The sequence below is a fragment of the Haladaptatus pallidirubidus genome, from assembly GCF_020700235.1.
GTDB classification, from domain to species: domain Archaea; phylum Halobacteriota; class Halobacteria; order Halobacteriales; family Haladaptataceae; genus Haladaptatus; species Haladaptatus pallidirubidus.
Genome location: NZ_CP085307.1, coordinates 65,024 through 91,156 on the forward strand (window position 1 = coordinate 65,024; position 26,133 = coordinate 91,156).

Annotated in this window: 22 protein-coding genes; 8 read left to right on the top strand and 14 right to left on the bottom strand. The window is 54.1% G+C overall.

The genetic code is table 11. From position 1 onward, the window contains the following. Positions 1–244: 244 nt before the first annotated feature. Complete coding sequence (locus LIX15_RS30025; protein WP_227779077.1) at positions 245–421, bottom strand: hypothetical protein; 177 nt, start codon at positions 419–421, stop codon at positions 245–247. 64 nt (positions 422–485) lie between these two features. Here LIX15_RS30025 and LIX15_RS30030 point away from each other — a divergent pair, with 64 nt between their 5' ends. After that, entirely contained in the window at positions 486–1,112 is a 627-nt protein-coding gene (locus tag LIX15_RS30030; RefSeq protein WP_227779078.1) for a TetR/AcrR family transcriptional regulator, read from the top strand. Then, positions 1,105–3,813 (top strand): PEP/pyruvate-binding domain-containing protein, encoded by a 2,709-nt coding sequence (locus LIX15_RS30035; protein WP_227779079.1) that lies wholly within the window; start codon positions 1,105–1,107, stop codon positions 3,811–3,813. The genes LIX15_RS30030 and LIX15_RS30035 overlap by 8 nt, the downstream gene beginning before the upstream one ends. Before the next feature lie 124 nt (positions 3,814–3,937). Here LIX15_RS30035 and LIX15_RS30040 read toward each other — a convergent pair whose 3' ends face one another. The 5 genes from LIX15_RS30040 to LIX15_RS30055 all read right to left on the bottom strand — a co-directional run bounded on the left by LIX15_RS30040 (position 3,938) and on the right by LIX15_RS30055 (position 5,832). Further along, complete coding sequence (locus LIX15_RS30040; protein ID WP_227779080.1) at positions 3,938–4,324, bottom strand: nucleotidyl transferase AbiEii/AbiGii toxin family protein; 387 nt, start codon at positions 4,322–4,324, stop codon at positions 3,938–3,940. A gap of 21 nt (positions 4,325–4,345) precedes the next feature. Then, positions 4,346–4,474 (bottom strand): hypothetical protein, encoded by a 129-nt coding sequence (locus LIX15_RS33075; RefSeq protein ID WP_265338470.1) that lies wholly within the window; start codon positions 4,472–4,474, stop codon positions 4,346–4,348. 292 nt (positions 4,475–4,766) lie between these two features. Beyond that, positions 4,767–5,003, bottom strand: coding sequence for a hypothetical protein (locus tag LIX15_RS30045; protein WP_227779081.1), 237 nt, complete (start codon positions 5,001–5,003; stop codon positions 4,767–4,769). 2 nt (positions 5,004–5,005) lie between these two features. Beyond that, complete coding sequence (locus tag LIX15_RS30050; RefSeq protein ID WP_227779082.1) at positions 5,006–5,497, bottom strand: SRPBCC domain-containing protein; 492 nt, start codon at positions 5,495–5,497, stop codon at positions 5,006–5,008. Continuing rightward, entirely contained in the window at positions 5,494–5,832 is a 339-nt protein-coding gene (locus tag LIX15_RS30055) for an ArsR/SmtB family transcription factor (protein ID WP_227779083.1), read from the bottom strand. Before LIX15_RS30055 ends, LIX15_RS30050 begins: the two co-directional genes overlap by 4 nt. Before the next feature lie 219 nt (positions 5,833–6,051). Between LIX15_RS30055 and LIX15_RS30060 the strand changes: the two genes are divergently transcribed. Beyond that, positions 6,052–6,858, top strand: coding sequence for a DUF1801 domain-containing protein (locus LIX15_RS30060; RefSeq protein ID WP_227779084.1), 807 nt, complete (start codon positions 6,052–6,054; stop codon positions 6,856–6,858). 307 nt (positions 6,859–7,165) lie between these two features. After that, positions 7,166–7,633 carry a GNAT family N-acetyltransferase gene (locus LIX15_RS30065; RefSeq protein WP_227779085.1) on the top strand — a complete coding sequence of 156 codons (468 nt, stop codon included), beginning with the start codon at positions 7,166–7,168 and terminating at the stop codon, positions 7,631–7,633. Positions 7,634–9,072: 1,439 nt separating this feature from the next. On the opposite strand, the gene LIX15_RS30070 is transcribed toward LIX15_RS30065, so the two are convergent. Continuing rightward, on the bottom strand, positions 9,073–9,405 hold the full coding sequence (locus LIX15_RS30070) for a DUF5789 family protein (protein ID WP_227779086.1): 333 nt from the start codon (positions 9,403–9,405) through the stop codon (positions 9,073–9,075). A 677-nt stretch (positions 9,406–10,082) separates the two neighbouring features. Here LIX15_RS30070 and LIX15_RS30075 point away from each other — a divergent pair. Next, positions 10,083–11,609, top strand: a complete 1,527-nt coding sequence (locus LIX15_RS30075) for a sodium:solute symporter family protein (RefSeq protein WP_227779087.1) — start codon at positions 10,083–10,085, stop codon at positions 11,607–11,609. 46 nt (positions 11,610–11,655) lie between these two features. Here LIX15_RS30075 and LIX15_RS30080 read toward each other — a convergent pair whose 3' ends face one another. Further along, positions 11,656–13,026 carry a CapA family protein gene (locus tag LIX15_RS30080; RefSeq protein ID WP_227779088.1) on the bottom strand — a complete coding sequence of 457 codons (1,371 nt, stop codon included), beginning with the start codon at positions 13,024–13,026 and terminating at the stop codon, positions 11,656–11,658. A 349-nt stretch (positions 13,027–13,375) separates the two neighbouring features. Between LIX15_RS30080 and LIX15_RS30085 the strand changes: the two genes are divergently transcribed. Then, entirely contained in the window at positions 13,376–14,515 is a 1,140-nt protein-coding gene (locus LIX15_RS30085) for an alanine racemase (protein ID WP_227779089.1), read from the top strand. Between the two features lie 70 nt (positions 14,516–14,585). On the opposite strand, the gene LIX15_RS30090 is transcribed toward LIX15_RS30085, so the two are convergent. After that, on the bottom strand, positions 14,586–16,181 hold the full coding sequence (locus tag LIX15_RS30090) for an N-acyl-D-amino-acid deacylase family protein (protein WP_227779090.1): 1,596 nt from the start codon (positions 16,179–16,181) through the stop codon (positions 14,586–14,588). A gap of 83 nt (positions 16,182–16,264) precedes the next feature. Next, positions 16,265–17,437: an MFS transporter gene (locus LIX15_RS30095; protein WP_265338471.1), complete on the bottom strand. Its 1,173-nt coding sequence runs from the start codon at positions 17,435–17,437 to the stop codon at positions 16,265–16,267. 394 nt (positions 17,438–17,831) lie between these two features. Between LIX15_RS30095 and LIX15_RS30100 the strand changes: the two genes are divergently transcribed. After that, positions 17,832–18,485 carry a ribonuclease HI family protein gene (locus LIX15_RS30100; RefSeq protein WP_227779092.1) on the top strand — a complete coding sequence of 218 codons (654 nt, stop codon included), beginning with the start codon at positions 17,832–17,834 and terminating at the stop codon, positions 18,483–18,485. 451 nt (positions 18,486–18,936) lie between these two features. Then, entirely contained in the window at positions 18,937–19,227 is a 291-nt protein-coding gene (locus LIX15_RS33525) for a cupin domain-containing protein (protein ID WP_368410764.1), read from the top strand. 28 nt (positions 19,228–19,255) lie between these two features. Here the strand turns inward: LIX15_RS33525 and LIX15_RS30110 are convergent, their stop codons facing one another. The 4 genes from LIX15_RS30110 to LIX15_RS30125 all read right to left on the bottom strand — a co-directional run bounded on the left by LIX15_RS30110 (position 19,256) and on the right by LIX15_RS30125 (position 26,032). Further along, positions 19,256–21,448, bottom strand: a complete 2,193-nt coding sequence (locus tag LIX15_RS30110) for a VWA domain-containing protein (protein WP_227779093.1) — start codon at positions 21,446–21,448, stop codon at positions 19,256–19,258. A 33-nt stretch (positions 21,449–21,481) separates the two neighbouring features. Further along, positions 21,482–22,492: an AAA family ATPase gene (locus tag LIX15_RS30115; protein WP_227779094.1), complete on the bottom strand. Its 1,011-nt coding sequence runs from the start codon at positions 22,490–22,492 to the stop codon at positions 21,482–21,484. Positions 22,493–22,821: 329 nt separating this feature from the next. Next, on the bottom strand, positions 22,822–24,333 hold the full coding sequence (locus tag LIX15_RS30120; RefSeq protein ID WP_227779095.1) for a Coenzyme F420 hydrogenase/dehydrogenase, beta subunit C-terminal domain: 1,512 nt from the start codon (positions 24,331–24,333) through the stop codon (positions 22,822–22,824). Then, positions 24,326–26,032, bottom strand: a complete 1,707-nt coding sequence (locus LIX15_RS30125) for a nitrite/sulfite reductase (protein ID WP_227779096.1) — start codon at positions 26,030–26,032, stop codon at positions 24,326–24,328. Before LIX15_RS30125 ends, LIX15_RS30120 begins: the two co-directional genes overlap by 8 nt. Positions 26,033–26,133 lie beyond the last annotated feature (101 nt).

Here is a 26,133-nt window from a genome sequence, read left to right on the forward strand (position 1 = left end):
AGATTCGCACATCTACCTAACGGCTGTTTCAGCGGGAGAAAGGTATAGAGACAATAGGATTTCAACGGAGTCTATGGAATCCGTCCCACCACAATGCAGTAGCTGACCTCCGGTCTCCGGCTATATGAATATTCTAATCAAAATATTCATATACTCATATGTCGAAGACGAACTTATAGGATGCCCAATGGACTCGTTTCGATCGAACCTTTGGACAACGGACAACAGCGAAGGCGAGAACCGCTCAAATGCCGGTAGGCAGAACGAAGCTATCAAATACTTCGGCGCGAAGGAGATGGGAATCCGAATAGGTGTCGTCCACTGGTGTCGTACGTTTCTTGGCCGAAAACAGGCAGAAGAAGTCAAGAGAATCAACAGTGACAAACACCACTTGACAGGGAAAACGGCCAGCGGCATCCATTCAGGGGCGATCGACGATGCTCGACTTCACAACCAAACTTCCACCACACTACCCTATACCACGCATGCCACGCTTCACTGATGCAAAGCGAGAACGGGTTCGTGAGACACTTCACGAGACTGGGCGCGAACTGTTTGGCCGCTATGGGCTACGCAAGACCACGCTACAGGAACTCACAGAACCCGCCGAAATCGCTACAGGGACGTTTTATCATTTTTACGACTCTAAAGAGGAGCTCTATATCGAAATCTTAAAGGAGTATAGCAGGGAGTTTGCCCCCCGTTTATTGGGGAATTCCTTCGAAGAACACGATGATCCAGAAGACGCGATCGCAGCGTTTCTCAAACTCCTCACGAACGAATTCGAATCAAATTCCCTTATCCACCAGGTCATTGTCGAAGACGAATTCGACCGGATCAAGGCCCAGTACGCGGAGCAAAAACGAGAAGCGGAGCGTGAACACGACGTGGCGTATCTTCTACCATACATCGAACAGTGGTACGACGACGAGCGGGTGTCCGGCCCTGATCCGGAGATAATCGCGCGTGCGATTGAATCAGTAGCATACATCACGCTCCACGAGGACGATATCGGCGAGGATCATTACCCAGCAGTTCGGGACACGCTCATCGCTGCCGTTGCAGACGGACTAACGAACGAACCTGATTCTGCAGGAGACACTCATGAGTGAGATTGAAGACGCCCGAACAGCCGGTACATATGTCGTCTCGCTCGACGACACCAGGGCAACAAATCGCGCCCTCGTTGGTGGCAAGGGCGCGAACCTCGCTCAACTCGTCGAAGCTGACCTCCCGGTGCCTGCGGGCTTCTGTGTGACGACTGCTGCATATGAGGAACTAATCGACGATCCTGCCATCAAAGAAGCTATCGACAAGCTCGCAGGACTCGATCCGTCAGACACAGCGGCGATTTCGGATGCGGGAAGCGCATTACGTGCTCGAATCCAGAACCGCAGTGTTTCGGAGGAGATCCGAGACACAATCGAAACTGCCCTAAATGAGATAGCGAGCGACCCAGAACAGACGTATGCGGTTCGTTCGAGCGCGACAGCCGAAGATCTCCCGGAGGCGTCGTTTGCAGGCCAACAGGAGACGTTCCTTAACGTTCGTGGCGCAGATGAGATCATCGCTCGAGTTCGCGCCTGCATGGCGAGTCTGTTCACCGATCGCGCGATCGCCTATCGAGCTAGAAACGACGTCGCTCACGAGGAGGTTTCGATTGCGGTCGTCGTCCAACAGATGGTCATACCCGATATCTCTGGAATCCTCTTCACCGCCGATCCACAAACGGGCAATCGTCACATTGCATCCATCGAGGCCGGAATGGGACTCGGAGAGGCGTTAGTGTCTGGGGAGGTGACCGCAGACAACATTCGCGTTGATACGAGAACCGATGAGGTGCTGGACTATGAGGTTGGGGATCAACAGAGTGCGGTTCGACCAATTCCGGAAGGGGGAACCGAGACGGTCAAACTAAACACGACCGAACGCAGCTCGCGTGTGCTCACGGTTGAGCAGATTCAGACCCTTGTGGAGTTAGGCGAGGAAATCGAAGCGTTGTTGGAGAGTCCCCAGGATATTGAATGGTGTCTAAAGGGGGAAGAATTCTACGTCGTACAGTCCCGCCCGATCACGTCACTGTTCCCCCTGCCATCGCCTCTGCCGGACGACGATCGCCTCCATGTCTACTTCAGTTTGGGACACGTTCAAGCGTTTGCCGAAGCGATGCCACCGCTCGTCAGAGACGTATGGATTGAGTTCTGCAACCTCTGGATGGTGGAGTTGGGAATGGATACGACCGCGCAGTGGGCAGTTGAGGCCGGTGGGCGGGTCTACATCGATATGACGCCGTTTTTGAAGATCGGTTTTGTTCGCCGTGGATTCCCGAAGTGGCTATCAGCAACCAGTGAACCGCTTGGTATTGCCGTTGATGATCTGTTGGCTCGACGTGGTGATGAGTTCCAAGAGAAGTGGACAGCTCGTAAGATTCTCTCATTAGTGAATCAAGTCACTAGCGCGGTTCGGACACAAGCGCGACCGATGATCTCGGCAGTGGTGAGTGGATTCTTCGGAGCGTTCATCGGGGAGCCCACCCCGAAGCGAGAGGAAGCTCGGTGGAACACGTGGGGATGGAACGCTGCTGCCCCCGTACGTACACCCGAAACACCCGCTGAACGCGCTCGGGCGGTCTTTGATAGCGATAATAGTGCACTCACAAACTACCCGCGCCTCGGACCGTTGTATGCTGCTCAGGTAGCAGACGGGTTACTCCAGCAGCTGTTCCCAGATTCTCCCGAGGAACTGAACGATGTCGGTAGGGGCTTCCCAGATGAATTGGTGACGCGAATCAATCTTGGTCTAGGGGACCTCGCTGATGTGGCGCGTGATCATCCAGCGGTCGCCCATGCACTGCGAGAGGGTACATCGCTTGATGAGATTGAATCGCTCGAGGGAGGCGAGGCGTTCCGTGCTGCCCTCGACGACTTTCTCGAGGAGTTCGGCCACCGTGCGACCGGTGAACTCGATATTAGCCGTCCTCGGTGGCGCGATGAACCCTCTGGATTACTCGCGACGGTTCGGGCAAACGTCAAACACGAGCAAGCGGGTGAACACCGTGAGCATCTCCGCCAAATGGAAAAGCAGGCGTCCGCAGCGGCGAGGTACCTCGAAGAACGGGCCGACTGCGGGGTGTTCGGCCCACTTTGCAAACGAGTTGTCCGCCGGCTGATTCGAACCTATCGCGGCTACATCCAGACACGCGAGCATCCGAAACATGGTCTTGCCCACCTATTTGCGGCGTGGCACGAAGCAATCCGCGACGCTGGTGAGTTACTCGTCGACGAAGGGCAGTTGGACGAAATTAATGATGTCTGGTTCCTCCGACGAGAGGAGTTGTTTGCTGCACTGGAGGGCAACCTACCTGAGATCGATATTGCCTCTCGGCGCGCGGAGTTCGAGCGGCACAAAACCGTGGACGCTCCACCTGTGTTAACCAGTGAGGGTGAAGCGCCAAGTAGTCGCATCGAGCGCGAAGACGTTCCCGAGGGGGCACTCGTCGGGACCGGTGTCTCTGGTGGCGTCGTCGAAGGGGTCGCTCGGGTCGTCCGTGATCCGTCCGAGGAAACGATCGAGAAGGGTGAAATACTCATCGCTCCGTCATCCGACCCCGGCTGGACGCCATTATTCCTGAACGCGGCAGGGATGGTCGTGGAGGTCGGCGGCCAAATGAGCCACGGCGCGCTCGTCGCGCGCGAATACGGACTTCCTGCGGTAGTGTCGGTGTCCGAGGCGACCCGCCGCATTAAAACGGGGCAACGAGTACGGATCGATGGGACACAAGGGATCGTCGAGATCCTCGATGATGATGAATGACGAATCAGATTATAGGAACGACTTCGCTCGATAGAAGAGCGGTACGATGTAAGCGAGAGCGAGCACACCCGGGAGCTCGGCCGCACTGTCGCCCACTAGCAATACTAGCGTTGCTATTCATCGACTAGCGAATCGATGTAGTCTTCGAGTGCTTCGTAGACTGAGTCGAACTCAGGGAGGTCTGCAAGCAACCAAATCGGAATGTATTCTGCCAGCTCTCACGAAATTCGTCCCGTTTCTCTCTGGGAAGCCCGTCTCGGAGGTCAATGTTCAGACCGTCGTGTTCACACTTCCGCGTGAATGCCGGGAGGATAGCGGAGTCATCGATGTCGGCCTCGGTAATCATCCGATAAAGGTCGTAATAATCACGAGCCTGTGACCGCTGATAGAGCGCTCGCAACTTCTCTGCGAAGATCTCTTCCAGGCTGTACGCGGTCAACTCGAATTCGGGGACGTCCTCGTAGCTGTGGAGATGGTCTACCGAGGCGAATCCAACGTATTCGTCGATCATAACGTCCAGATTCGTCGTGTTCTATTGATCGAGAACAGCGTTGTACTGGATCTCGATATCAACGTAGTGCGTCGGATACTCCGTTTTCTGCAGTTCGCGGTGTTTGGTCACCTCGAAGTCGATACCGGACGCTCCGGCCGTGTCTTCCAATACATCTTACAACTCTTCTTCACCCCTTCGACACCGAAATCAAGATTTTGCGGGCACTGTCTACATAAGCCAAATCGATAGCAGGCACTGGCACGGCGTGTCGCTAGCCGATCGAATCCGATTGTCGTTTTCTGGAAACGAACAGACAGAACCGTGGACAGCGTCGGTCAGGCTCAAACTCCATTGACGAACAGGCTGGGAAGTCACTACAACATCCGCGGTTTGTCACGCTCTCTTCGTGTGGTTTTGCTTAACTAGACAGTGCCACTAATAAAATATTAATCGAAGATGCTCAATAGATTGTGCTGAAAGATACGAAGCCGGCGAGGAAGAATAGAACCATTCCTACGAACGCGTGTACGGTCGGGGAAAGATTCATGCCCGTGAACACGACCTCAAAGAGGACGTAGTGGATACCGAGGGCCGCGATTATGGCGACCACTACACACAGGGCGACTCTCCCCCAATCTTGGTCCTCACCCGTCGTGGGTTCTGTGGGTGCTTCTCCACTAGTGGTGTCTGCTGACATGGTTAGTCCTCCACCTGACCGGCGAGTTTCCGAAGGGAGTCTTCCCATGCTTCTGCGACCCCGTATTCTTCGGCGACATCCTCGGAGATACCATCTAACCGGAGGGTGACCTCGGTCCCGTCAGGGACCGCATTCAAGGTAACCGTAACGGTACTAGAATCCTCACCCTCTCCCGACTCGTCCGTCCAGACTATCTTCTCACCGCGTTTCAGTTCTTGGTAGGTGCCTTCGAACGTGTGGGAGTATTGTTCCATCCCTTCGGCCTCGCCGATGTTCTCAACGCGGAAGGATCCCCCTTCTTCAGGCTCGACTTCCTGAACCTCAGCGCGGAACCCTTCGGGGGGCGACCACACCGCAATGTCGTCAGGAGTAAGAAACGCCTCGTACACCCGCTCGGTCGGCGCTTCAATCACGCGACTTACGGTTATGCTCCGTCCCTCGTCGGCGGAGTTCTCTGTTGTTGATGCATCATCTTCCTTGACGTTGTCTGTCATTGGTCTTCGTTCTCCAGATGGTTGGCCAGCGCATCTAACCGGTCCTCCCAGAAAACGCGGTACTGAGTTAACCACCCGAACGCCGCGGAAAGCGGTGCGGCGTCGAGGTGACAGCGTCGAACAAGACCGTCCTTTTCGACGTCGATTAACCCAGCATCCTCCAGCACGCGTAGGTGCTTGGATACGGCTGGCAGGGAAACGTCGTGAGGCTCGGCCAAGTCGCTCACACTCTCCGGGCCATCAGTCAACTGTTTGAGGATTGACCGACGAATCGGATGAGAGAGTGCCTGGAAAACCGCGTCGAGGTCCAGGTCGTCTGGCTCCTGTTCAACCATCTGGTTGAGTATACGACAGTCTACTATTTAACCTTCTAGTTAAATAGTCAGCCAGAGCATTCTGAGGCGAGACGTGACTTTCTACTACCACGTCGGTAGGATCACTTAGCGATTGAAATCCCGTGAAGCCTCGACGCTCTGCCCTAATAGGAGGAATCCGGCTTACCGCTCTTCCGAGGAACGCGGAATATTGATGATTCAATACTACATTTAGAGAGTATGAGTGTGTCCAGCCCACTTACGACTCAGCGGGTTTCCGAACTCGTGATGGCGAACCGAGCGATCAGAGCACCCTACTACAGTAAAGACCACGACGAGGGGGTACGTTTCACGGATCTTGACAAGGGGCTCCAGTGGGGTGCCGACGCTATTCCAGCCTTACTGGGCCTGTTCCGAGTTGAACAAGACACTCGGGACGACCATACCGACGGCTGGGTGGGCTTTGCTCGCCACTGGCGAGGCGGGACGTTGCGGCTGGACTTTGACCTGTTTTCTGGACCCGAAGCGTCAGACCCGGTCGTAGTCGTGACCGCGATAGCAGGCCGAGAGGGGAAGAAAACCATCGTGGACGAAGACTTCGGGGAAATCGAGCTGCCGGACCAGGTTCCGACGGAGCAGGCATGGAAGGACCGAGAAAAACAGTATCAGAAGGCGCGGCGAAACGATGATACCGATGGATCGGCTGCGGTGAAGGCGTATATTGCAGCATTGCCGGGATGGAAACATGAGATTGCAACACAATTCGACGAGATCATCCAACGCGAAGTCTCTGATATGCGCCGCGCCGTGAAGTATCACCAGCCGTTCTATGGCGTCGAAGACCACGGATGGTTCGCGTCATTCAGTGCGTTCTCAAAACACGTGAAACTGACATTCGTGTGCGAATCGTACCTTAAGCCAGAGCCGCCCAGCGGGACGGCTCCGGAGAGACAGGCTCTAGATATAAAGGAGACAGACACGCTGGACGAGGAGCAAGTCGCTTCTTGGGTCCGACAAGCCGCCGATAATCCCGGGATGAATTGGTGAGGAAGTCCGCGCCTGTGTGGTGGCTGTGAGGCAATCACGAATCCTACCCGCGGGCGCGTGTTATCACTGTCAGCTTTTAGCCTAACAGTTGAGTCACTGGGATCTACACTGAAAGAAAGGCACGCATCAAAACCATCCTCCGAGACTGAGTACATTGTGGATACTACGCCAGTACTGGGCTGATCGGCTCGGTGTTTCCCCAGCTGCATTTGAGACGAGTGGGAAAACAATCGGTTCAGCGAATGAAGGAGGCATACAGGTCTTTCGTCGAAATGGTGCGAGCGTTCTCGGAATTCCTGATACATATATGGAGGCACATGGGCAGCAGATCGACGCCCTCGAGAGTGGCGGTTTAGATGATCCGGATGCGATTGTAGAGCGGTTAGATGACCTCAAGAGAGTTCACCAAGTACTCGGTCCAACCTTCTATGGCTATGCTGACCGAGAATCCTTCACTCCAATCGATTCTACTGCTCGGGTTTTGACCCCTAGTGACAAGACTGCTTATGAGGAATTTCGAGCGGCCATTTTGGAGGAAGAGTGGGAACAAGGCGGATTGAAATTTTCTGCCGGAAATACAGTGGGTCTGTTCGTCAGTGAAGAACTCGTCGCCATAGCAGGGTATGAAATTTGGGATGACGTGATTGCACATATTGCAGTTGTCACGCACCCAAACCACCGTAGTGAAGGATATGGCCAGGCGGTGGTTTCACGGGCGACTGAACACGCCCTTTCTGCTGGATTTCTCCCCCAATACCGAACCCTAGATGAATAGCCATGGTCTTTATCACTCGTATAGAGCGTTGGATATCAACGGTTTGCGACAGCGTATATTGGAATCTGCGAGTGAGTTCGATCTGGTTAAGAACCGACTCTTACTCTCGCAGTGGAGGAGTCTTGAATACCGTCCTGCAGCCCTGGCAGACGACTATTGTTTGAGTTTGGTTACCGAGAGTTATGCGCAAGTCGTCATCACCACACTCAGGACAGTTCTGTGGTGTCTGCTCGGCATCGCAGCGTGGGCAGACGAATCGGAGACCACCTTCGCCATATGAGTATGAATTTGAGTGCGAGATTGGTTGTCTCCAGGGGTTCAGACAATCCACGACGCTGAAGATTCTCTCCAAGAACAGCGGGCTCTCGGTCGTCGAGAGAGACCTTCTTCATATGCATCGGTATTCACAGAGAGTGAAAAGTTCACACCACGAACTCGGGATCTTTACCGATCGTGCTAAGTACAGAGCGTGTATTTAGCAGCACAGACGAGGTACGTAACTCCAACTGAGACGTTCGTCGGAATTGTTATCTTCTTGTAAGGTGAATAGATATCAATGAGTGAAGCCACACCCACCGATGCTCCGTGAAGTCAACAAGAGATATTTATCGCTGGTGTGGTAGTACTCGCCGTCGCAGTGGCGGAGGCTCTCTATTTCCTCTTTCAGCTAGAAATGCCAACTGTCCTCGCTATCGTCGTTGGCCTTTTCATTGCGGCAATCGCAGTTGGCCGGTTTTACCTCGTTGCCAAGTACCAATTATTCGGAGAAAACAGTCATTAAGGAAGTAATCGGTTTTAGCTAGTAGTGTTAGATACGCGCCCTGTATCTTGCGCAGTCGCCCCTGACCTACTCAGCTCCTGTTTGAAGGTGCGTGCTGAAGACAGAGCATAAACTAATTGGAGAACAGCGTTGCGCGGGTGAATTATATTTACACATAGACTATTTCTGCTCTCTACCCCAGTCGGTCAGTCTCGATCGGCGATCAATTGATCGAGTTCATCAATCGATTGTAGGTGAGGACCGCTACTGCTCCCCCAGTGACGCCGATCAGTAGTCGTTTGTCCCCGTCATTTTCGAGCATTCGTGTGGCAAGCCGCTCAGCATCGGTCTCGTCGGCTCATGTCTCCTTCAAGACGATCGCAAGCTCGCTGTGGAGTGTATCGAACAGGGCCGTCTCACGGAGCATACACAGCGGTTTTGCTCCGAATCGGTGTAAACAGTCGCCAGCCAAAACGAAAGTAGATATCCCAGGGTTAGTATAGTCTACTAATATGACCTTGTTGAAACCCTCAAAAGGTGATCGGGTCTAGCGGTTGGACTGAATAGAGAGCACGTATCGGTCCACAGCTTTCTTGGACCTCTGTGTTACAGACAGAGGAGAGTTGTCTCAGATCAAGGGATGCCCAACTAACGAGACGGGGGTGTTGGGTCGTATTTATTAGCGATGTACTAATCCCAGTAGCCGCCTTCGAACGTCATCGGCAGAGTCGTACATTTGGTTATCGGTTGAGGCAAGCACTTCCTCGAGGGTTTCCTCCCCGCGCTGAGTTTGGATCACATAGTCGCCATAGGCTTCGACCAATTCATCCGTCGCGGTTGGATAGTTCTGGGCTTCGAGTACTTCATCAAGGTCACCAAGCTGACTATTATGATTACCCTGCTTTGGTTTGTCTTCCTCGACACGGTTACGTACTTCCTCTCGCTCCCGCTCTGGCGGGCGTCGCTCTTCGTCGTCCGCTTTCTCGTCTCGGCTCTGTTTGTCATCTACCATAGCTTCTATTAGGAGACTGATTCGGATAAGGGTGTGGTCGCTCATCGGTGTGACCACCCTGAGCATATCTCATAATCATATCAATAAGGGCGTGGTCAGTTGTCAGTGTGTTGTCGAGTTCGGTCGAACCAGCCGCGCACTCGGTCAGCGTTCGCTGGGCGACCACATCGGACAGCGTCATTTGGCGTGACATAAATAGAAGAGGGAGGCGAGATTGGGATGGTGAGTTCCGCTGAGAACCGCCCAAAACGTTCTACATAGTGGCCAATCAGATATATTTCGGCTTTTGATTATCGAAACAAACAAAATAGCGAATGAGATATAAAACCTGTCTAGATAATCGAAATTAATCGCAATACGCTTCTCTCTGCAACTACTGCATGTCTTTGCGTTATTGTGGTGGGTGTATCAGCCACTACGTTAAAATTGTCTCTCACAGCAAACTTAATACCGACTCCTCCATCCTCACAAACATCAAAATCCGGAATATCCCTCCTAGCTCTTCTTTATTTACTCTTATACGGTAATTCTATCCTTCTTTGGCCTTTCGCTAGATATGAAAGGAGGCAGAGCAGCTGGTTTTCCGATAATCAACTTGATTTTCGACAGCGCCTGTACAATAAACTATTTTTCTCCCAAGATGAGTTTTATATTCTTTGGCTGTGATTCACTACCACATGGTCCGAGAAATAATCGCTGGTATCGTCATAGTTTACATCATAGGAATGCTTGGAATCGGATATTACTTCCATCAGAAAGGGATCGCTGACCTTGAAGACTTTTTCTTGGCTGGTAAGGGGGCCCCATGGTATCTCATTGCACTCTCGTTCTTTGCAACAGCAATCGGGGCAGGGGGAACGATCGGGTTATCTGCGTCTACATTCGAAGCTGAGAGTATCACCGCATTCTGGAGTTACGGTATCGCGATATTCAGCTTCTTCATCGTAGCGTTCCTGTTGGGCCACAAGCTCCCGAAAACTCGGAATATCACAATTCCGTCGATGCTCGAGGATCGGTACGACGAAAAAACCCGAGCAGCAGCGGTCCCGTTCTATCTGCTTCGATTCATCAGCACACTCGGTGCGCAATGGCTGGCTGCTGGGACGATCATTAGTTTTCTATTTGCAGACGCAATAACGGTCACGGAGGCGGCCATCATCGGTGCAATAATCATCACAGCATATACCGTCATGGGTGGGATGTCGGCCGTGATGTGGACGGACTTTGTCCAGGGCTGTATCCTGTTCGTCGGGCTATGGTTGCTGGCCATTATGGGGATGATGAATCTCGGTGGTTTCTCGTCGGCGACATCCCAGGTCACCGACGTAGCACCACAGGCCTTCGATCTGTTTGCGATGAAATGGACGCTCATCGCTGGGTACGTTGTTACACTCGTTCCTACGATGCTCGTACGACAAGGCTATCTACAACGGATAATGTCCGCGAAGAGCCCACGAGACGGATTCGTGGGGACAACGCTGAACGGTTTTATCGGACTCGCGTTTATCCCTGTTCCGCTGATAATCGGCGCGATTGGATTGGTGATGTATGCAGATATCCAGAATCCACAACTCATCATGCCTCAGATGGCGATGGACATCCTGCCGGACTGGTTGGCCGGTGTCGTACTGGCAGCACTGGCAGCGGCGATCATGAGTAGCGGCGATAGTTTTCTGCTCTCCGGATCCTCGAACGTCGTCGACGACATATACCTCCGGTATCTAAATCCCGATGCCGGACGGGACAAACAAACCACGGTTTCACAGGTCACCGTCGTCGGGTTGATGATCTTTTCACTCGGACTCGCGCTCATCGTTCCGGGAATCATCGATCTGATCGTGTTCGGAGCCGTTGCACTGACCGGCGGCGTCCTCGTTCCGTGGCTTGCGACATTTTATTGGCCACGAGGAACGTCCGATGCGGCATTCTGGAGCCTCATCGTGGGCGCCGGGCTCACAGTCGCGTGGTGGTGGGTCGGATACTTCGCGGGAACGTCCGAATACATGGGACTTCACCCCGTCTTTGTCGGCTTACCGATGTCGATACTGTTGTTCTTCGGTATCTCGTTGATGCAGGAACCGGAATACGAAAAGGCGCTCGCAACGGCACGGAAACACAACCTGGAAGATCTCGAACGAAAGACAAAGCGCGCCATGAACCGTGGCGAACAACGACAACCACCCACGATAGAGGATACCGATTAGGGGAGACCCGAACGACCACGATTTCGAGAATGATTGGATCCGTGTTTTATACGTCTATCCTTCCGATTTCGCCGTCAATCGTGATTTCGGTTCCGTACGGTTCCGACAACGACACCGCCGTTTCGAGGATCTCACTCGCTTTGGTTTCGGTTGCAAGTACCGGTCGGCCTCGTCGTGGTCGTGGTTGTTCGTAGCCGAGATCGACCGGATACAGCGATATCTGCTGTAACCCCCCATCTTGGAAGTGGCACACAGGAACGACCGTCTCCCAGAAAGCAGCATCGGCCAGGAACCCGATTCGTCGTTCTTCTTCGTCACTGATCCGGGCATCAAAGAGGTCTGCCGGAAGAGATTCGTACCGCGGAAGGTCGTATTTGTCGAATAATTCCGCGGGAAGTTTCGTCACAGTCTCATTCTGCATCATGAAGTTCCCGAGACTGTAGAAGATCGGTGCCCCATCGTAGATCTCGATTCCACGGAGTACGTGTGGCCCATGACCAAGAAACGCATCAGCGCCAGCATCGATGCACTGGTGGGCAAACCGCTCGAGGAACTCGGGGACTGTCTCATCGTTGAGTACCCCACCAACTCCCTCGTGTACGTGGAGGCTCACAAGAACCCAGTCGGACTGTGACCGTGCCTGACAAATTTGATCGAGAATAGCCGTCGTATCTGCTTCTCTCGGTCGTTGTGTGACCGCGAACTCGTCCCCTGCCTCGAATTGAAGGTGCTGTGTTCCACCGACGTTGAGTAACGAGAATCCCTCGTGTTTTCCTCCGGGTACCGGAAACCCGAGTCGTTCGTGACGATCTTTGAGATCTTCCAGGCCGAGGTTCTCACTCATCGATTTTAGTTGGTCGTGAACCTCCTCCGGCACCGTATAGCGGGTTTCGAGATGTAATGGTGACAGTCCCGGCCGACCGTGTATATCCGGACGCTGTATCCCCGCTTCGCTTCCCGGCGTGATCGTCGAACAAGCGGCGACTACTCCGACGCGACCGCCGGGGGTATCGACGTACGCCGGTCGTCGGGCGTCCGCTAAGTTTTCTCCGAGGCCGGCATAGGGAATCTCCCGTTCGTCCAGTGCCTGCATCGTCGCTTCCATACCACCGTGTGAAAAATCACCCGTGTGGTTCGTCGCTGCAGCAAAGATATCGAACCCGCTCCATCGAAGTTCATCGGCAACCCACGGAGGTGCCCGCATATAGGTCCCTCCGCTGTTCGCCGCCGGATATCCCTCGTAGTCGTGGAGGAGTACCTCCAAGTTTACAAATGAGACGTCAGCGTCTCGAATCCGGTCCAGTAGCCGTACGAACCGTTCGTCCTCGTAAATGGATTGTTTGCGCGTGAGTATTGCGTCACCAGCGGCTGCGAGTGTCAACTCCTTTCCTTCTCGTCCGTACGGCGAATTGGTCATGTCGTGTAATGAGTTACCATCGAACATAACGATATATTCATCATTTGTTAAAATATCCCTGTCAGTGAGGGTTTGTGTCATCAACTGTTCGTTCCAGTCCGGTGCGTTCTCCGCTCGAGACGATGCGGAAAGACGACAGTTGGCGTGAAGAATGCCGCCTACCCATCGTTTTTCTACCTGGTGTGAGATGAGTTACTGTGACACGATCCATCGAGAGGTGAGAGGACGCCCGTAGTTCGCTTACCAAGCCGAGTATCGTACCCGAAAGCGATGAACGTACGCCGCGGATTCGATCAGCAGACAGCGAGTGACGTGACCGACAATCCAAAGACGACGACTGCCACAGACTATGCCCACACCAACGACAGACTGGATAACGCCTACCCTCTACTCGTCCAAAAACGAACTCGAAACACCAGTACTGACCGTCGACCTCGACACGATGGAAGACAATCTCCGGGAGTATGCGAACTTTGCGGAGACACACGACGTCCGACTACGGTCACATATCAAGACCCACAAGAACGCTGAAATCGCGCGTCTCCAAAACCAAATCTCGAACGGCGGCGGTATCGTATGCCAAACGCTCAGCGAAGTCGAAGTGATGGCGAAAAACGGACTCGAGGATATCTACCTCTCGTATACAGTTGTCAGCGAGCGAAAGCTGCACCGACTCGTCTGGCTGGCTCAGAAGATGGAGAGGTTCGCCACTACCGTCGATAGTATCGATAACATCGAACCGCTGCAGACGGTCGCCAGTGAGCACGACGTGCCTATCGACGTCATCCTCGAAATCGACGTCGGGTTGAACCGAACCGGTGTTTCGCCCGGCGAGCAAGCTCTTAAAGTCGCACGATTCATCCAAGATCAGTCACACGTGGAACTGCGTGGCCTACTCGCCTATGAAGCACACGTGAAGGCGGACGCATCGACACGAGACGAGTACGAACATGAGTGCATGGCCGCGATGGACATCGCTGAAGGGACGGTCGATCTTCTCGAAGCCGAAGGTATCCCGGTCGAGGAAGTCAAAGTGGGTGGGACCGCAACGTCGAAATATAGCGGGAGGCATCCGGTCGTGACTGAAATAAATCCGGGAATGTATCCGTTCATGGACGTCGGGGAACTCGAACATCGCCCGTTCGATATCGGAAAGGACGACTGTGCGGCGACGGTGGTGAGTACCGTTATCTCGAAACCAACGGAGGACCGTGCCGTGGTTGACGCCGGCAGTAAGACGCTCTCGCTCGACAAGCCTCAGATGCCCGTTCCAAAGCATCGAGACGATATCAACTATGCGAATGCGTCCGAAGAACACGGGTGGATCGATACGAGCGACTGTGAGGAACCGATCGAAGTCGGCGATCGATTGGAGTTCATCGTTCCGCACGTCTGTACTACGATAAATCTTCACGACACCATCGTTGGCGTCCGGGATGGTACCGTAGAGGAGGTTTGGTCCGTTCAAGCCCGAGGGAAACTCCGATAGTGAATCGCCGCGGGGTCACCCCCCGAGGCACTCGACCTGTTCAGCCTGTAGACCAGAGCGATTGCAACGACTATTTGCGGATGACTTGGCCAGGACGCGCATCGGTAAGCTCGCCATCTTGGACGACAATTTCGCCGTTGACGATCACGTGGGGGATACCAGTCGGAAATCGACGTGGATGCTCGTAGGAGGCATCAGTGCCAACCGTTCGTGAATCGAAGAGGACTAAATCAGCATCGAGACTTGGACGGACGATTCCTTTGTCGTCAAGCCCCATTGCACGGGCCGGAAGGGAGGTCATCTTCCGAATGCCTTCCTCGAGCGTGAGCAGGTTCTCATCTCGGATGTATTGACCCAGAATCTTCGGATAGGTTCCGTAGACACGAGGATGGGGACGACCACCGAATAGCCCGTCGGTACCGATATTTACGCGTTCGTTGCATAGGATCTCTCGAACGTCGGTTTCCGTAAGTTGATGAAGCAGCATACTCACTTCGAGTTCCTCATCTACGAGGAGATCACAGACGACGGAAACCGGATCGGTGTCTCGTTCGGTAGCGATTGTTGCGATACTCTTGCCCTCGACAGATTTGTTGGCCGATGATTGGACACTCGTCACCTCGATATTTTCCCAACCAGTGTACGCGCCTCTGTTTTCCCATCCCTCAATACGCCACTCGTTGATGTCTCGGCGAATTCGGTCACGGCTTTCCTCATCGCGGAGATAGACAAGTGTTTGCTCGGGTCCGTCTGCTTGGACCCATGGCGGTAACACATTTGCGAGTGTCGTACTACCGGCGGTGTAGGGATACTGTTCGACGGTGAAATCGACACCACGCTCACGAGCCGTCTCGATGACGGCTAACGCCTGATCGACTTTCCCTTGTTGTGGTGGCCCGGCGAGCTTGAAATGCGAGAGGTGCAATGGAATCCCAGCGTCAGCTCCAATGTCGATGAATTCGTCGAGTGCATTCCAGATTTGTTCGCGTTCATTTCGTATGTGTGCGACAAACGGACGGCCATAGTCGTGAAGGGCCGATGCAAGTTGTTTGACCTCTCCCGTATCAGCGTATCTCGCCGGAGGATATACGAGGCCAGTGGAGAGCCCAATCGCTCCATCGTCCAACGCTTCCGTAATGTGTTCGACCATCTGATTGAGATCGTCATCTGTCGGAGATGTGTCGCTGAATCCGAGTACGTTGAAACGAACTGTACTGTGACCAACGAGTGTGGCGACGTTTGGAGCGAGCTCTTGTTCGGCAATCGCATCGAGATAGCTCGCGAGGCTATTCCACTCCCATTCGCCCTCGAGTCGTCCATTGATACCACTCAGATGTGTTTCCCAGGCATCCACTTCGTCTCGGTACAGGGGAGCCATCGAGAACCCGTCTTGGCCGAGGATTTCAGTGGTAATGCCTTGCCGAAGTTTCGGCTCGAGTGTTGGGTCGGAAAAGAGCTTGAGATCGGAGTGAGTGTGTGTATCAACGAATCCAGGACAGGTGATGAGCCCGGATCCATCGAGAATTGTTCTCGCTGTAATTTGTGGAGATGGTGTGCGAAAAATTTTATCGATTGTACCGTCTGTGATTGCGATCGAGCCACGGAACCAGGGCGCACCAGTTCCATCGATGATATGGGTGTCTTTGACTAACAAGTCGAAAGCCATAGATAGACATTGATGATTGGCGTAAAAAGCATTCGTGAGGTAGCAAACAGTACAAACAGATAATCCACCCTAAGGAAATCACGCTATGGCACCGGTTTCCCCGGGAGTCGATCCGTCACATAGAGTCCAGCGAGAACGACTATCGCAGCGCCAACGAGCAGGGCGAGTCCGAGGAAAACGACGTCAAATCGATAGCCAGCCTCCGTGAGCAGGCCGACGACGGCAGTACCGTTTGCTTCGATTAACAGGGAGAGGCCCGTGAATGCTGCGTAAACGACGCCGCGACTTTCATCTGGAAGCGAATTGAGGAAGTATGTATCCAAGGCAGGAAAGAGGCTGTGAATCGAGTATCCAATGCAAACGGAAATTACGATCAAGCCAGCCAGGCCACTGATAGAAATGAGTGCAACGACCGAACCTACGAATCCAGTTAATATCGCCAAAATATACGGGACAATCGGCAGTCGATCAGCGAGCCGCCCCCCAAACCAGAACGCGGGTAATCCGGCAGCGAACACGACGGTGAGTAGAAGGTTTGCCGTTGTTATCGGGAGCCCCTTTACGACATTCAAATAAACAACATAAAAATTGAATAATCCTTGCCACATGAACCCGGCAACGCCGACCATCAGGAGGCCGGTCGCAATAAGTCGCCAATGAGATCGCACAGCTGCGAGAAAGGCGTGGTCTGGAGTAGCGTCATCCGCAATGGAAGACCTGCGAATGACCGTTGCCAGTAGGATGCTGATCATGATCGCAGACACTGCCAGAGCAACGAATACTATCCGCCACGAGGCAACGAGTAGAATACCAACTACGAGGGTGGGTGCAAGAACTGCGGACAGTTGGGCAGCTGCACCGTGAATGCCGACGGTACGTCCAACCGCATTCGGATATAATTCCGCGATCAGCGGAACCGCAGCGACGTAATAAGCTCCGCTAGCCATCCCGAGCAAAAACGTCCCAACTTGAAGTGTCGGTATTGAATGTGCGAGCGCGATGAGTGCTGATGCTCCAGCAAGTATGATTCCCGTTCCGAGAACTGCTTGACGCCGTGGAATGTGGGTAAGAACGTACCCCATCGGAATTCGTGGGACCGCAGTTCCAAGCCACACCAACGAAATTAGAATGCCGATGGTTGCTCGATTAGTCCCAAACGCAACAGTTAATGGGTCAAATAATGGTGCGAAGATAGTTCGCCCGAAATTCATCAAGAAAGCCAACCCACATAGCGTTCCGAACAGGCGTTTCCTCACTACCCTTCTCTACTAAGCCGGGCAACTCAACCGTTCCGGAAACGGCAGCTGAGGAACGACTTTTGTGCCAACATCTTAGAATTATTTCACTATTACCGTCGACTGGAGAAGTTGACTTAGATAGTCGGTGATGTCATGGGCGCAGAAATCGAGCTGACCGTTGAAATCGACTATCAGGACGACAAAGACAAGCAGAACCTCTACCGCGTCAGTTTGTATCAGCCGCTAAGGATCCCAAGGAGTCGACTGATTCAAAATGGCCCGCCACCGGTGCCACCGGAAGATATTATCCCGCTTGACCACCGAGGACCTATATGCAGTGGTGTGACCAGCCAACGAGATCATCAGGGAGCGAGGGTAGAGCCCGGAATCGAAGCCCGAAGGGGAAAGTAGCGTGACCGGCGACCGCCTCCCGGCCGAACACCTCTCGCCGCTCGCCACGCTCGTCGACGAGGTACTCGCGGGCGTCGGCTACGAGGTAGCGGCCGCCACCGACGCCATCGACGACGCTGTCCCCGGCTACGGCGGTCTATTCGACCCCGCGACCACCCCAGACGAGTTGCGTCGCGCGCTCGAAAGTCTGCTAGCGTCGGGACTCACCCGGCCACCCGTCTCCGAGCCGAAAAGCGACACATTCGTCCTCTACGTCGACGGCAGTTCACGCGGCAACCCTGGCCCCGCAGGTGCGGGCGCTGTCATCATGGACGCTGCGAAGGACCAACTTGTCCGTCTCGGCCGACCCGTTGGTTCCAGGACGGGAAACAACACCGCCGAGTACGTTGCCCTCCAGCTTGGGCTCTCCGAACTGTTCGCTCGCTACGAGCCACGCAGGCTGGAAGTGCGCATCGATTCGATGACGGTTATCCGAGACGTCTGGGGTGGCGATGACCCGACGGAACCGGGCGTCGAGACATACAGTGAAGCCGTCACAGCGGCACTGTCGAGCATCTCGGAACACCAATACACGCATCTGGCCGACAGCGACCCAAACCCCGCCGACGCACTGGCGACAGTAGGAGCCGATATCGCGGCCTTTGGACCTGGATAGTAGAATTACGCCGCTGAATTTGAAACCCTGGCTCCGTTGAAATCCTCAGAATCTAATAGAAACCACGTATTGACTATACTCTCTGTATTCAGCATACCACTTCTCAGACGTTCGACGCTCACTGTGAAGTATATCGAACTGGCGTGTCTCACGGTCATAGGAGACGCTACCGAGCAAAACGTCAAAGATAGTCGCCAGTCAGACAGAAATGGAAGTAAGAGAGCTGGTATAAGCTACTAACCAAAACTGGCTCAAAGCCCGAAGCACGGATGATAGAATAAATTTATACAGAAAGCAGTCACCCGCGAAAATCCTCCACGTATCTGTTTCTTATCGCGTGAACTGCTTAAACGAGAATCGGTCAGTGACCGTCGCACTCCTCGACGTGGATTAATCCACCGCACGTGTTACAGCTATACTGTTCTGGGTTGCGGGCGGTCTTCGAGCGTCCATAGCGGGCAATCTGGCCACCACAGTCTTCACAAACGAGCTACCACTTCGGCGCGGCGAAACGTTCGCAGTGCCGCGAGGTATTGAGCATGTCCATCTATCGGATGAACGTCACCCTGTTGTCATCTTCGCCATACTCGTGATACTGCCAGGCGTGGATCAACTCGTGGCGCACTGTCGAACTGAATTGCTCCCAACCGTGCGAGTCGTAGGACGCTTATGTGAGCGCAATTGTGATCCTGTCCGTTGTAGGGTCGTATTTCGTATCATACTAATTTTTTGCTCACGATGAGATCTTGGAAGTATTAAATACTATCACTTCAACGACCGATCTCGATTTGATCGCGATACACGTCAACGAGTCGCTCTGTGAGGTTCGATCGGTCAGCCAGCGCATATCCCCTCTGTCCGAACATTTCCCGGAGGGTTCCTTCATCTATTTCGTTGCCGATTCCAATGCCAATGACAACGACGTTATGATGACGACGGGCCTCTCGAACCTGTTCTTTTGCGTCCGCCACCGCCTCTTCTCGATTCGGCGTCGTTCCGTTGAGCGGAATATTCGGTTTCCCATCTGTAATTACAATGAGTATCCGCTCCCGGCTGTTCTTGAGAAGATCACGGACGTCCTCAATTCCCGAGGCAGTCGGTGTATCATCCATTTCGCTAATAGCATTCAAGTGACGCCACTGAAACGCCTCGTTTGGGGCCGTTACAAGCGGTGTTTTAATCCGGTTCCCGTTTTCTCTATCGGTTCCGAATCCACTGGCAACAATATTATCGCCGACTACGGAGGTGGCTCTGAAGAGCGCGCCCAGGGCGACTTTCGCCTCGAAAATATCCATACTCCTGCTCAAGTCGATCGCGACGCCGATTGTTCGATCGCTGACGTTGGATTGCTGCCGGTGACGATACACATCCTGTTGGTACGGTGCACCAGCACGCTGTCGTACGGCCGCTCGAACGTCGAGACGCTCGCCACGCCAACCCCTTCGCTCGACGGTGCGTGTCCCAAACACGGAGAACGCCTTCTCTATCTCATGGGGAAGTCCTCGTTTGTCAAGTTCTATCCTGACGTCTGATGCATTGCATTGCGTCGACGCTCGCGCGTCGCGGGCTGTCCTTCGCACTGTGATATCGTTCTCTGCGGGTCGTTCCGTTCGTTGCAGCTCACGCCCCTGATATCCGGTGTTCACGTCCGGCTGTCTATACAAACAGTGATTACATCGGTACCAGTCGGCAGCCGTTCCCTCGGTAGCCAAGTCCGTCATTGTATCCACGGTCGCTGTAATCTCTTTCTCTGCGTCGCCCGACTCAAGTTTGCTTCTGTCTGCATGAGGGGAGTCCACTTTAGAGAGGTTGGAGTGGTTCAGCGTCTCGAGGGCCTCTGGCGAAACCGCGCGGAGCGCGTCGACATCAATACGTTCCGGTCGAACCGTTTCGGGGTCGACGTTATGCGGTAAGGTTCCATCGGCAGTCAAGAAACCCTCCGCAGAGTGTCCCGCCGCGGCGAGTCGACGATATAGCGCGGCTGCAGTCGCATTGCGTTGTTCCTCCTCGCTGGCACGACTGATTGGACCAGGGATTAACGTACTGAGTAGCCAGCGCCACGCCCCGAGCACGCCGGACTTTTTCGCTACCCACCTTAGGAGAGCGAATACTCGGAGTCGGCCAATTATCCGATGTATCGCGCTAAGAACGCCGCTGGCGAATAGGACGCTAACGGCGACAAGAGTTGAGGAGACATCTCTTAGCGCATCACCCAGAACTGCACGCGCAGTTATCGGTTCGGTTGCGCTATGAGTGACATTACGAACATCGGGAGTGAAGTCAGCGGGAAATGTTGCATCCTTCGCGTACTCGTCAGCAAACCTCGGGACGGCGACCCGTGACAGAAGCGCATCGGTCACGTGACGCGCTCGCTCTCGTCGTCGCATCGCGTCGTGTTCGCTTCTAGCTTCTACAAGGTGGTGGCGGGTTTGACCGAGGAACGCACGATCGTCGCCATTTATTGCCGCGATTCCTTTTACGTGCCCAGCCAAGGCGAGTTGATAGACACCCTCAACCAGCGCCGCTTCTCGGGGAAGCGTATCTAACGGCGGATGTCGGTCGTCATCGGCCATGATAATGTCGGCTTTGAACGCGACGGTTTGTCGCAATCCCTTGAACTCATTTGTCCGCTGCTCGTCAACGTATACATCCTCGACTAAACTCCGCACGACACCGGCCACGTGCGGAGCTGCCGGATAGTCGCGCACGAACTTCTTGAACTCGGAACGGGCTCCGAGACGTATACGCCAAGCCTGGTGACTGAGCGCGTCGACGACGAACCGTAGTTCGTCAGCCTCGCATAGTTCCACGTCAGCGTCGATTTCAGTCGAAACGGCAACCGTGTCCTCATCGACGACGAACGAGCGGTCGGCGAACACCACGTCTAGGCTTTTGCCATCGGTGTGGACGCTTGAGAGCGTTTGGAGAAGATTTCGGAGCACGTCGTTTTCCTGTAACACCATTGTAATTGCCTCGAGTTCGTGTCTGAACGGGAGTTACGCGTACCCGCTCCCCTTCACAATTCTTTGTTCGTCGGCGAGCCAGGATTCGACTGCATCTTTTCCGACGGGTATTCCGGAGAGTCGGTCCTTCACTATTTGCATGGCCTGTTCCTGTGCGGCACGCTTCTTGTCGTAAAACGGGCGGAGAACGGCGTCACGTGCTGCTTCGACCGCTGGATCGTCAAGACCCGCGTCGTGATACGCGTAGGCGGAGCGCGCCCAAGAGAGAACCATCGCCGTGGGAACGCCAGCGTTTATCGCCGCCCTGTTTTCGTCATGGGCTTGCATGCGGATATCATTCGCCGTTTTGACGATCTCGAGAGCTAACGGCAACGATATGGGGGTCTGATCAGAGACCAGACGTGCCTCTTTCTCAACATCGATCAGCCCGAGATAGGTGACCGAAAACTTGTTACCAAACCGCCGTCGCTCGGCCTTGTCGAGACGCTCTGTGACGTATTCTGGCCCTTCGTTGGCCGTCGCGATCACGATTAGGTTCTGCGGGTCTCCTTGAACGATTTCTCCGCCTCGACCATCGAGTTCCACGCATCCCCGGTCATCGAGGGCGCTGAATAGAACACCTTTGGCTTCGGGCCGGATTCGATTCACTTCGTCAAGCAGGAGAACAACCAGTCCCTCTCGGCTCGCGAGCAACGCTTTGGTGAGCGGTCCGTCGTTCCACACCGTTTGATCATTGACGAGAGCTGGTGAACCGAGCAAATCGCTTTCATGAAGGCTGTATTTCCCCTGAATCGTAATGAGTGGGGCGTCTAAGCGAGAGGCCAAGTAGCGTGCGCAGTGTGTCTTACCACATCCCGTCGGTCCACCGAGCAAGAATCGGGGAAGTTTCCCGGTTATCTTTCGCATGCGGATATCCGCCTGCATGCGGTCGAGTTCGTCGTCGTTCTGGATGTACCTCGGAACGTCCGTCTGGTAGTACTCCTCGAAATCGTATTCTCTGTTCACAGGCATCCCCGTGATAACGTTGCGTTGCTCGTCTACCATCTCTGTTAATACCGATTTCCTCTTGGCGACATTGATTCCATACGATCGTAATTTGACACGGTGGTTCAATTGAATCGGTCTAATTTAAATATTGTCTATCTTCCCCGGGTCGCAGTCCCAGCTTGGAAAACATACGTCTCAGCCACCTATGAGCCGAATCAGCGCGGAATTCGACGATCTAATTCTCCAGTGCTACGGCTCGAGCCCCTCAAATCAGACCTTGTCACGTGGCGAACGTCGTGACTCCATTTGTACCACCAACCTGTTACCGAGCATGCTTCGATGACGTTAACAAGTCTACGGGAATCGATGAATAACGCCGTCGTCAGTTAGTGATCTGCCTCGTGTGGATTGCGTTCAGTTCCATACGATTCAGCATGATCTGTATATTCAATGAATCGCGGTGCGTCCGGATCGAATGGGCGTTCTAACGATGAGAACGCGTTGTCTTTATCCCAACTCTGTAACCTTCCGATTGCACTCCGATTGTAGAGATCCTCGTATTCGAGATCGGGCTCAGTCACGTTCCACGCCGTTAATCCGGTTTCAGTTCGGATGATGACGCTAGAGTACTCATCGGGGCTTCCAACGGAACCAACGGTAAGATCCGCACAGTAGCCAGTGAAGTCGGCACATTCGTCGCACCCCTTGAGTGCGGCATCGTGGAAATTTTTGATCGACTCCGAGAATACCAATTCCCCGCCGTGGTCGTAAACCCGTAGTTCCCCGTCGAGAACGTCGAGTTTGCCGATCTCCTCGGGTTGGATATCTCGTTTCTCTGCGAGTTGTTCCCCAATGAGCTTCTCGTAGTTGAAATTTTTCGTGCACATTAGCGCAATCGTGTAATCGATCGCACGTACTCCCTCCTCGTGAGACTGATAGTCCCACGCGAAATCCTGGAGCGCACGAATCCCTTCGATTTCACACGGCGTCCCAACGAGCGCGAGAGAAAGATCCTCTGGGTCCTTGTCCGGAAGCTGATCCTTCCATTGATCGATGTCTAAATTCCCGATCGCCATCGTCTGATTGTAGAAACTCCCTGCGTTCTCTATTAGTTCCTCACGGCTCGTTGCGAGGAAACTCTCGGCCTTCCAAGGTTCCTCGTCAGATTCAGTAGCGATGAGCGCACCGTCGATTTCACCCGCTTCGAGGAGGTGAATGAGGATGGACGTAACCACCCCACCATCTTGAGAATGCTCGCGCCAGTCGTCCGTGACCTTTGCGGAAAATTCCGTAATCGGATCCCCGGCACCCGATACGTTATCGTCTCCGCCGGTGATCTTCCACTGCCGTTCGTACCGAAGACCACCGCGGGGGCAAAAGTCCCAACAGAGCGAACACCCAGTACACATCTTCACCAATTTCGGTAAGTCATCGTCACCGATGCCGATAGAATCGGACGGACACGCGGCAACACACGTGCCACATTGGATACACCGATCTTCCTGAATGACTGCTTCATCCAACTCCATGAACCACGTTTTATCGTCCGGGGTATCGATGTCATTCATCTCACTCCGAATTGAGTATCCAGGCGTGTCCAGTTCGATGCCCTCCGGTATGCCAGGTTTGGCCGTGGGATTCTCATCAGGGTCATCTACATTTTGACTCTTCTCAGTCGTGGGGTCAGTGAACTGGATGTCACCGAGATTCCCGTCGTTATCGACGTTGCTAGGTTTGCTGCCGCCATCGGAGCGGAGTTCGGACAGATCCTCATCCATTTCGTTTCGCTTGGCACTACTCGGTGAGTCCGAAGTTGTTGTACACGTACACTGTCCGTCCTTGCAGCATTCATCCATCGATGAAGATGCGTTTGAGGCGTGCGGTCGCCGCTCAGTCATCGTGTGCCACCCCCTTCGAAACGGGTGCGTCAGCACGCTGCATGAGCTCGCGCAGTCGGTCGTTGCCGACGCGACGATGCCACTGGTAGAATCGCTCGCCTTCGTCCCGTTCATCGACATAAACCTCGAAGAGCTCTTCAAGGGCAGGAATGACCGCATTCGCAGGCACCGAGGTTTCCACCCAGTCGATGAATTCGTTATCCGTACCCAACGAACCGCCGAGGCCGAAGTCCATCCCCTCAACGACCGAGTCGCCCTCGTTGTTTGTAGACTCTTCGGAGTCTTCAACCTTCACCGTCTCGCCGCGGAAGCCGATGTCTGCAATCTGCGGCTGAGCGCACGATGCAGAACATCCGCTCATGTGCATTCGAACCACGTTCAGGTCGTCCGGCGTCTCGATCCGTTCGTCCAATTCCTTAGCCCATCGTCGAACGCGCTTTTTCGTCTCGATGATGCCGTAGTTACAGAACTCGGACCCAGTGCAACCGACGGCACCGCGAGAGAACGGTCCAGGATTAGGCTGGTAATCCTTCGCGAACGGCTCACCGGTCAAGGCTGTGATACGGTTCTCGGGAACGTGTGTGATCAGGAAATTTTGGTCCGTAGCCAGACGAACTGTTGCGTCCTCGGTACCGTATTCCTGCGCTGCTCGCGCTGCCGATGCGAACTCGTCGCCACTCATACGCCCTGCGATGACGTTAAAACCGACATACTGCAGACCGTCCTGCTTCTGCTCATGAATCCCCACATGATCACCCGTGTAGCCCTCGACGAGATCGACACCACGACAGAATAAACTGACGTCACATCGGTCACGGACCGCCTCCTCGAATTTCTCTACACCGAGCTGTTCGACCAGGTAGCGCATCCGGCAAACGCCGCGATTGTGACGATCACCAAGCTCTTTGAATACCTGTGCAACGGCACGGCAGAACTCGACAGTATCCTCAGGACGGACGAACACGTCGAGAGGAGATGCCATTCGTGGGCCGTCGGAGAGGCCGCCACCGACCTTTACGTGGAACCCGTATAACTCCTCATCGTCGATTTGCCTTCGAGCTGGTGTTAATCCGATATCATTGATCTGGGACTGCGCACAATCCTCTTGACAGCCAGTGATCGTCATCTTGAATTTCCGTGGCAGGTTCGCATATTCACGATTGCCGGTGAAGAAGTCCGAGACTGCGTCGATGACTGGCTGGGCATCGAAACATTCGTGATTTGAGAGGCCCGCAGCGGGACAGCCCAGAACGTTTCTTGCACCGTCTCCACAACCCTGCACGGTTGTGAGACCCACTTCGTCGTATCGTCGCCAGATCTCTGGAATGTCCTCGATTTCGATCCAATGCATCTGGATGTCTTGTCGAGTCGTGATATCGAGGTAGGCGTCTCCCCAAACCACGTTCTGGTTTTCACCACCGTGCTCTGGCGGTGCTGTTGCGAAATCCTCCGCAACCTCGCCGACAACTTCGGCCTGCTCGGTAGTCAAACGGCCGCCAGGGACCTTTGTTCGAAGCATGAAGTAACCCCGATGCTGGCCGTGCCTGTACAGTCCGGCCCACTTCAACCGTTCCCATTCTCCCTCACCGGCACGGGTTTCGATATCATCGAAAGACAAACCCTCTTGGGCATATGAGTGAACGTCATCGATGACGTCGAGCGGATGTTTCTCCTGTTTCCATCGTTCGACTGTATTCATGTTGTATATTCTCCCTGCCAACCGTCATCGATTCGGCTGACAATTGAGTGTGGTGCTAACCTTTAGCACACTCAGTTGAATGTACGGATTGGCTTTGTCTT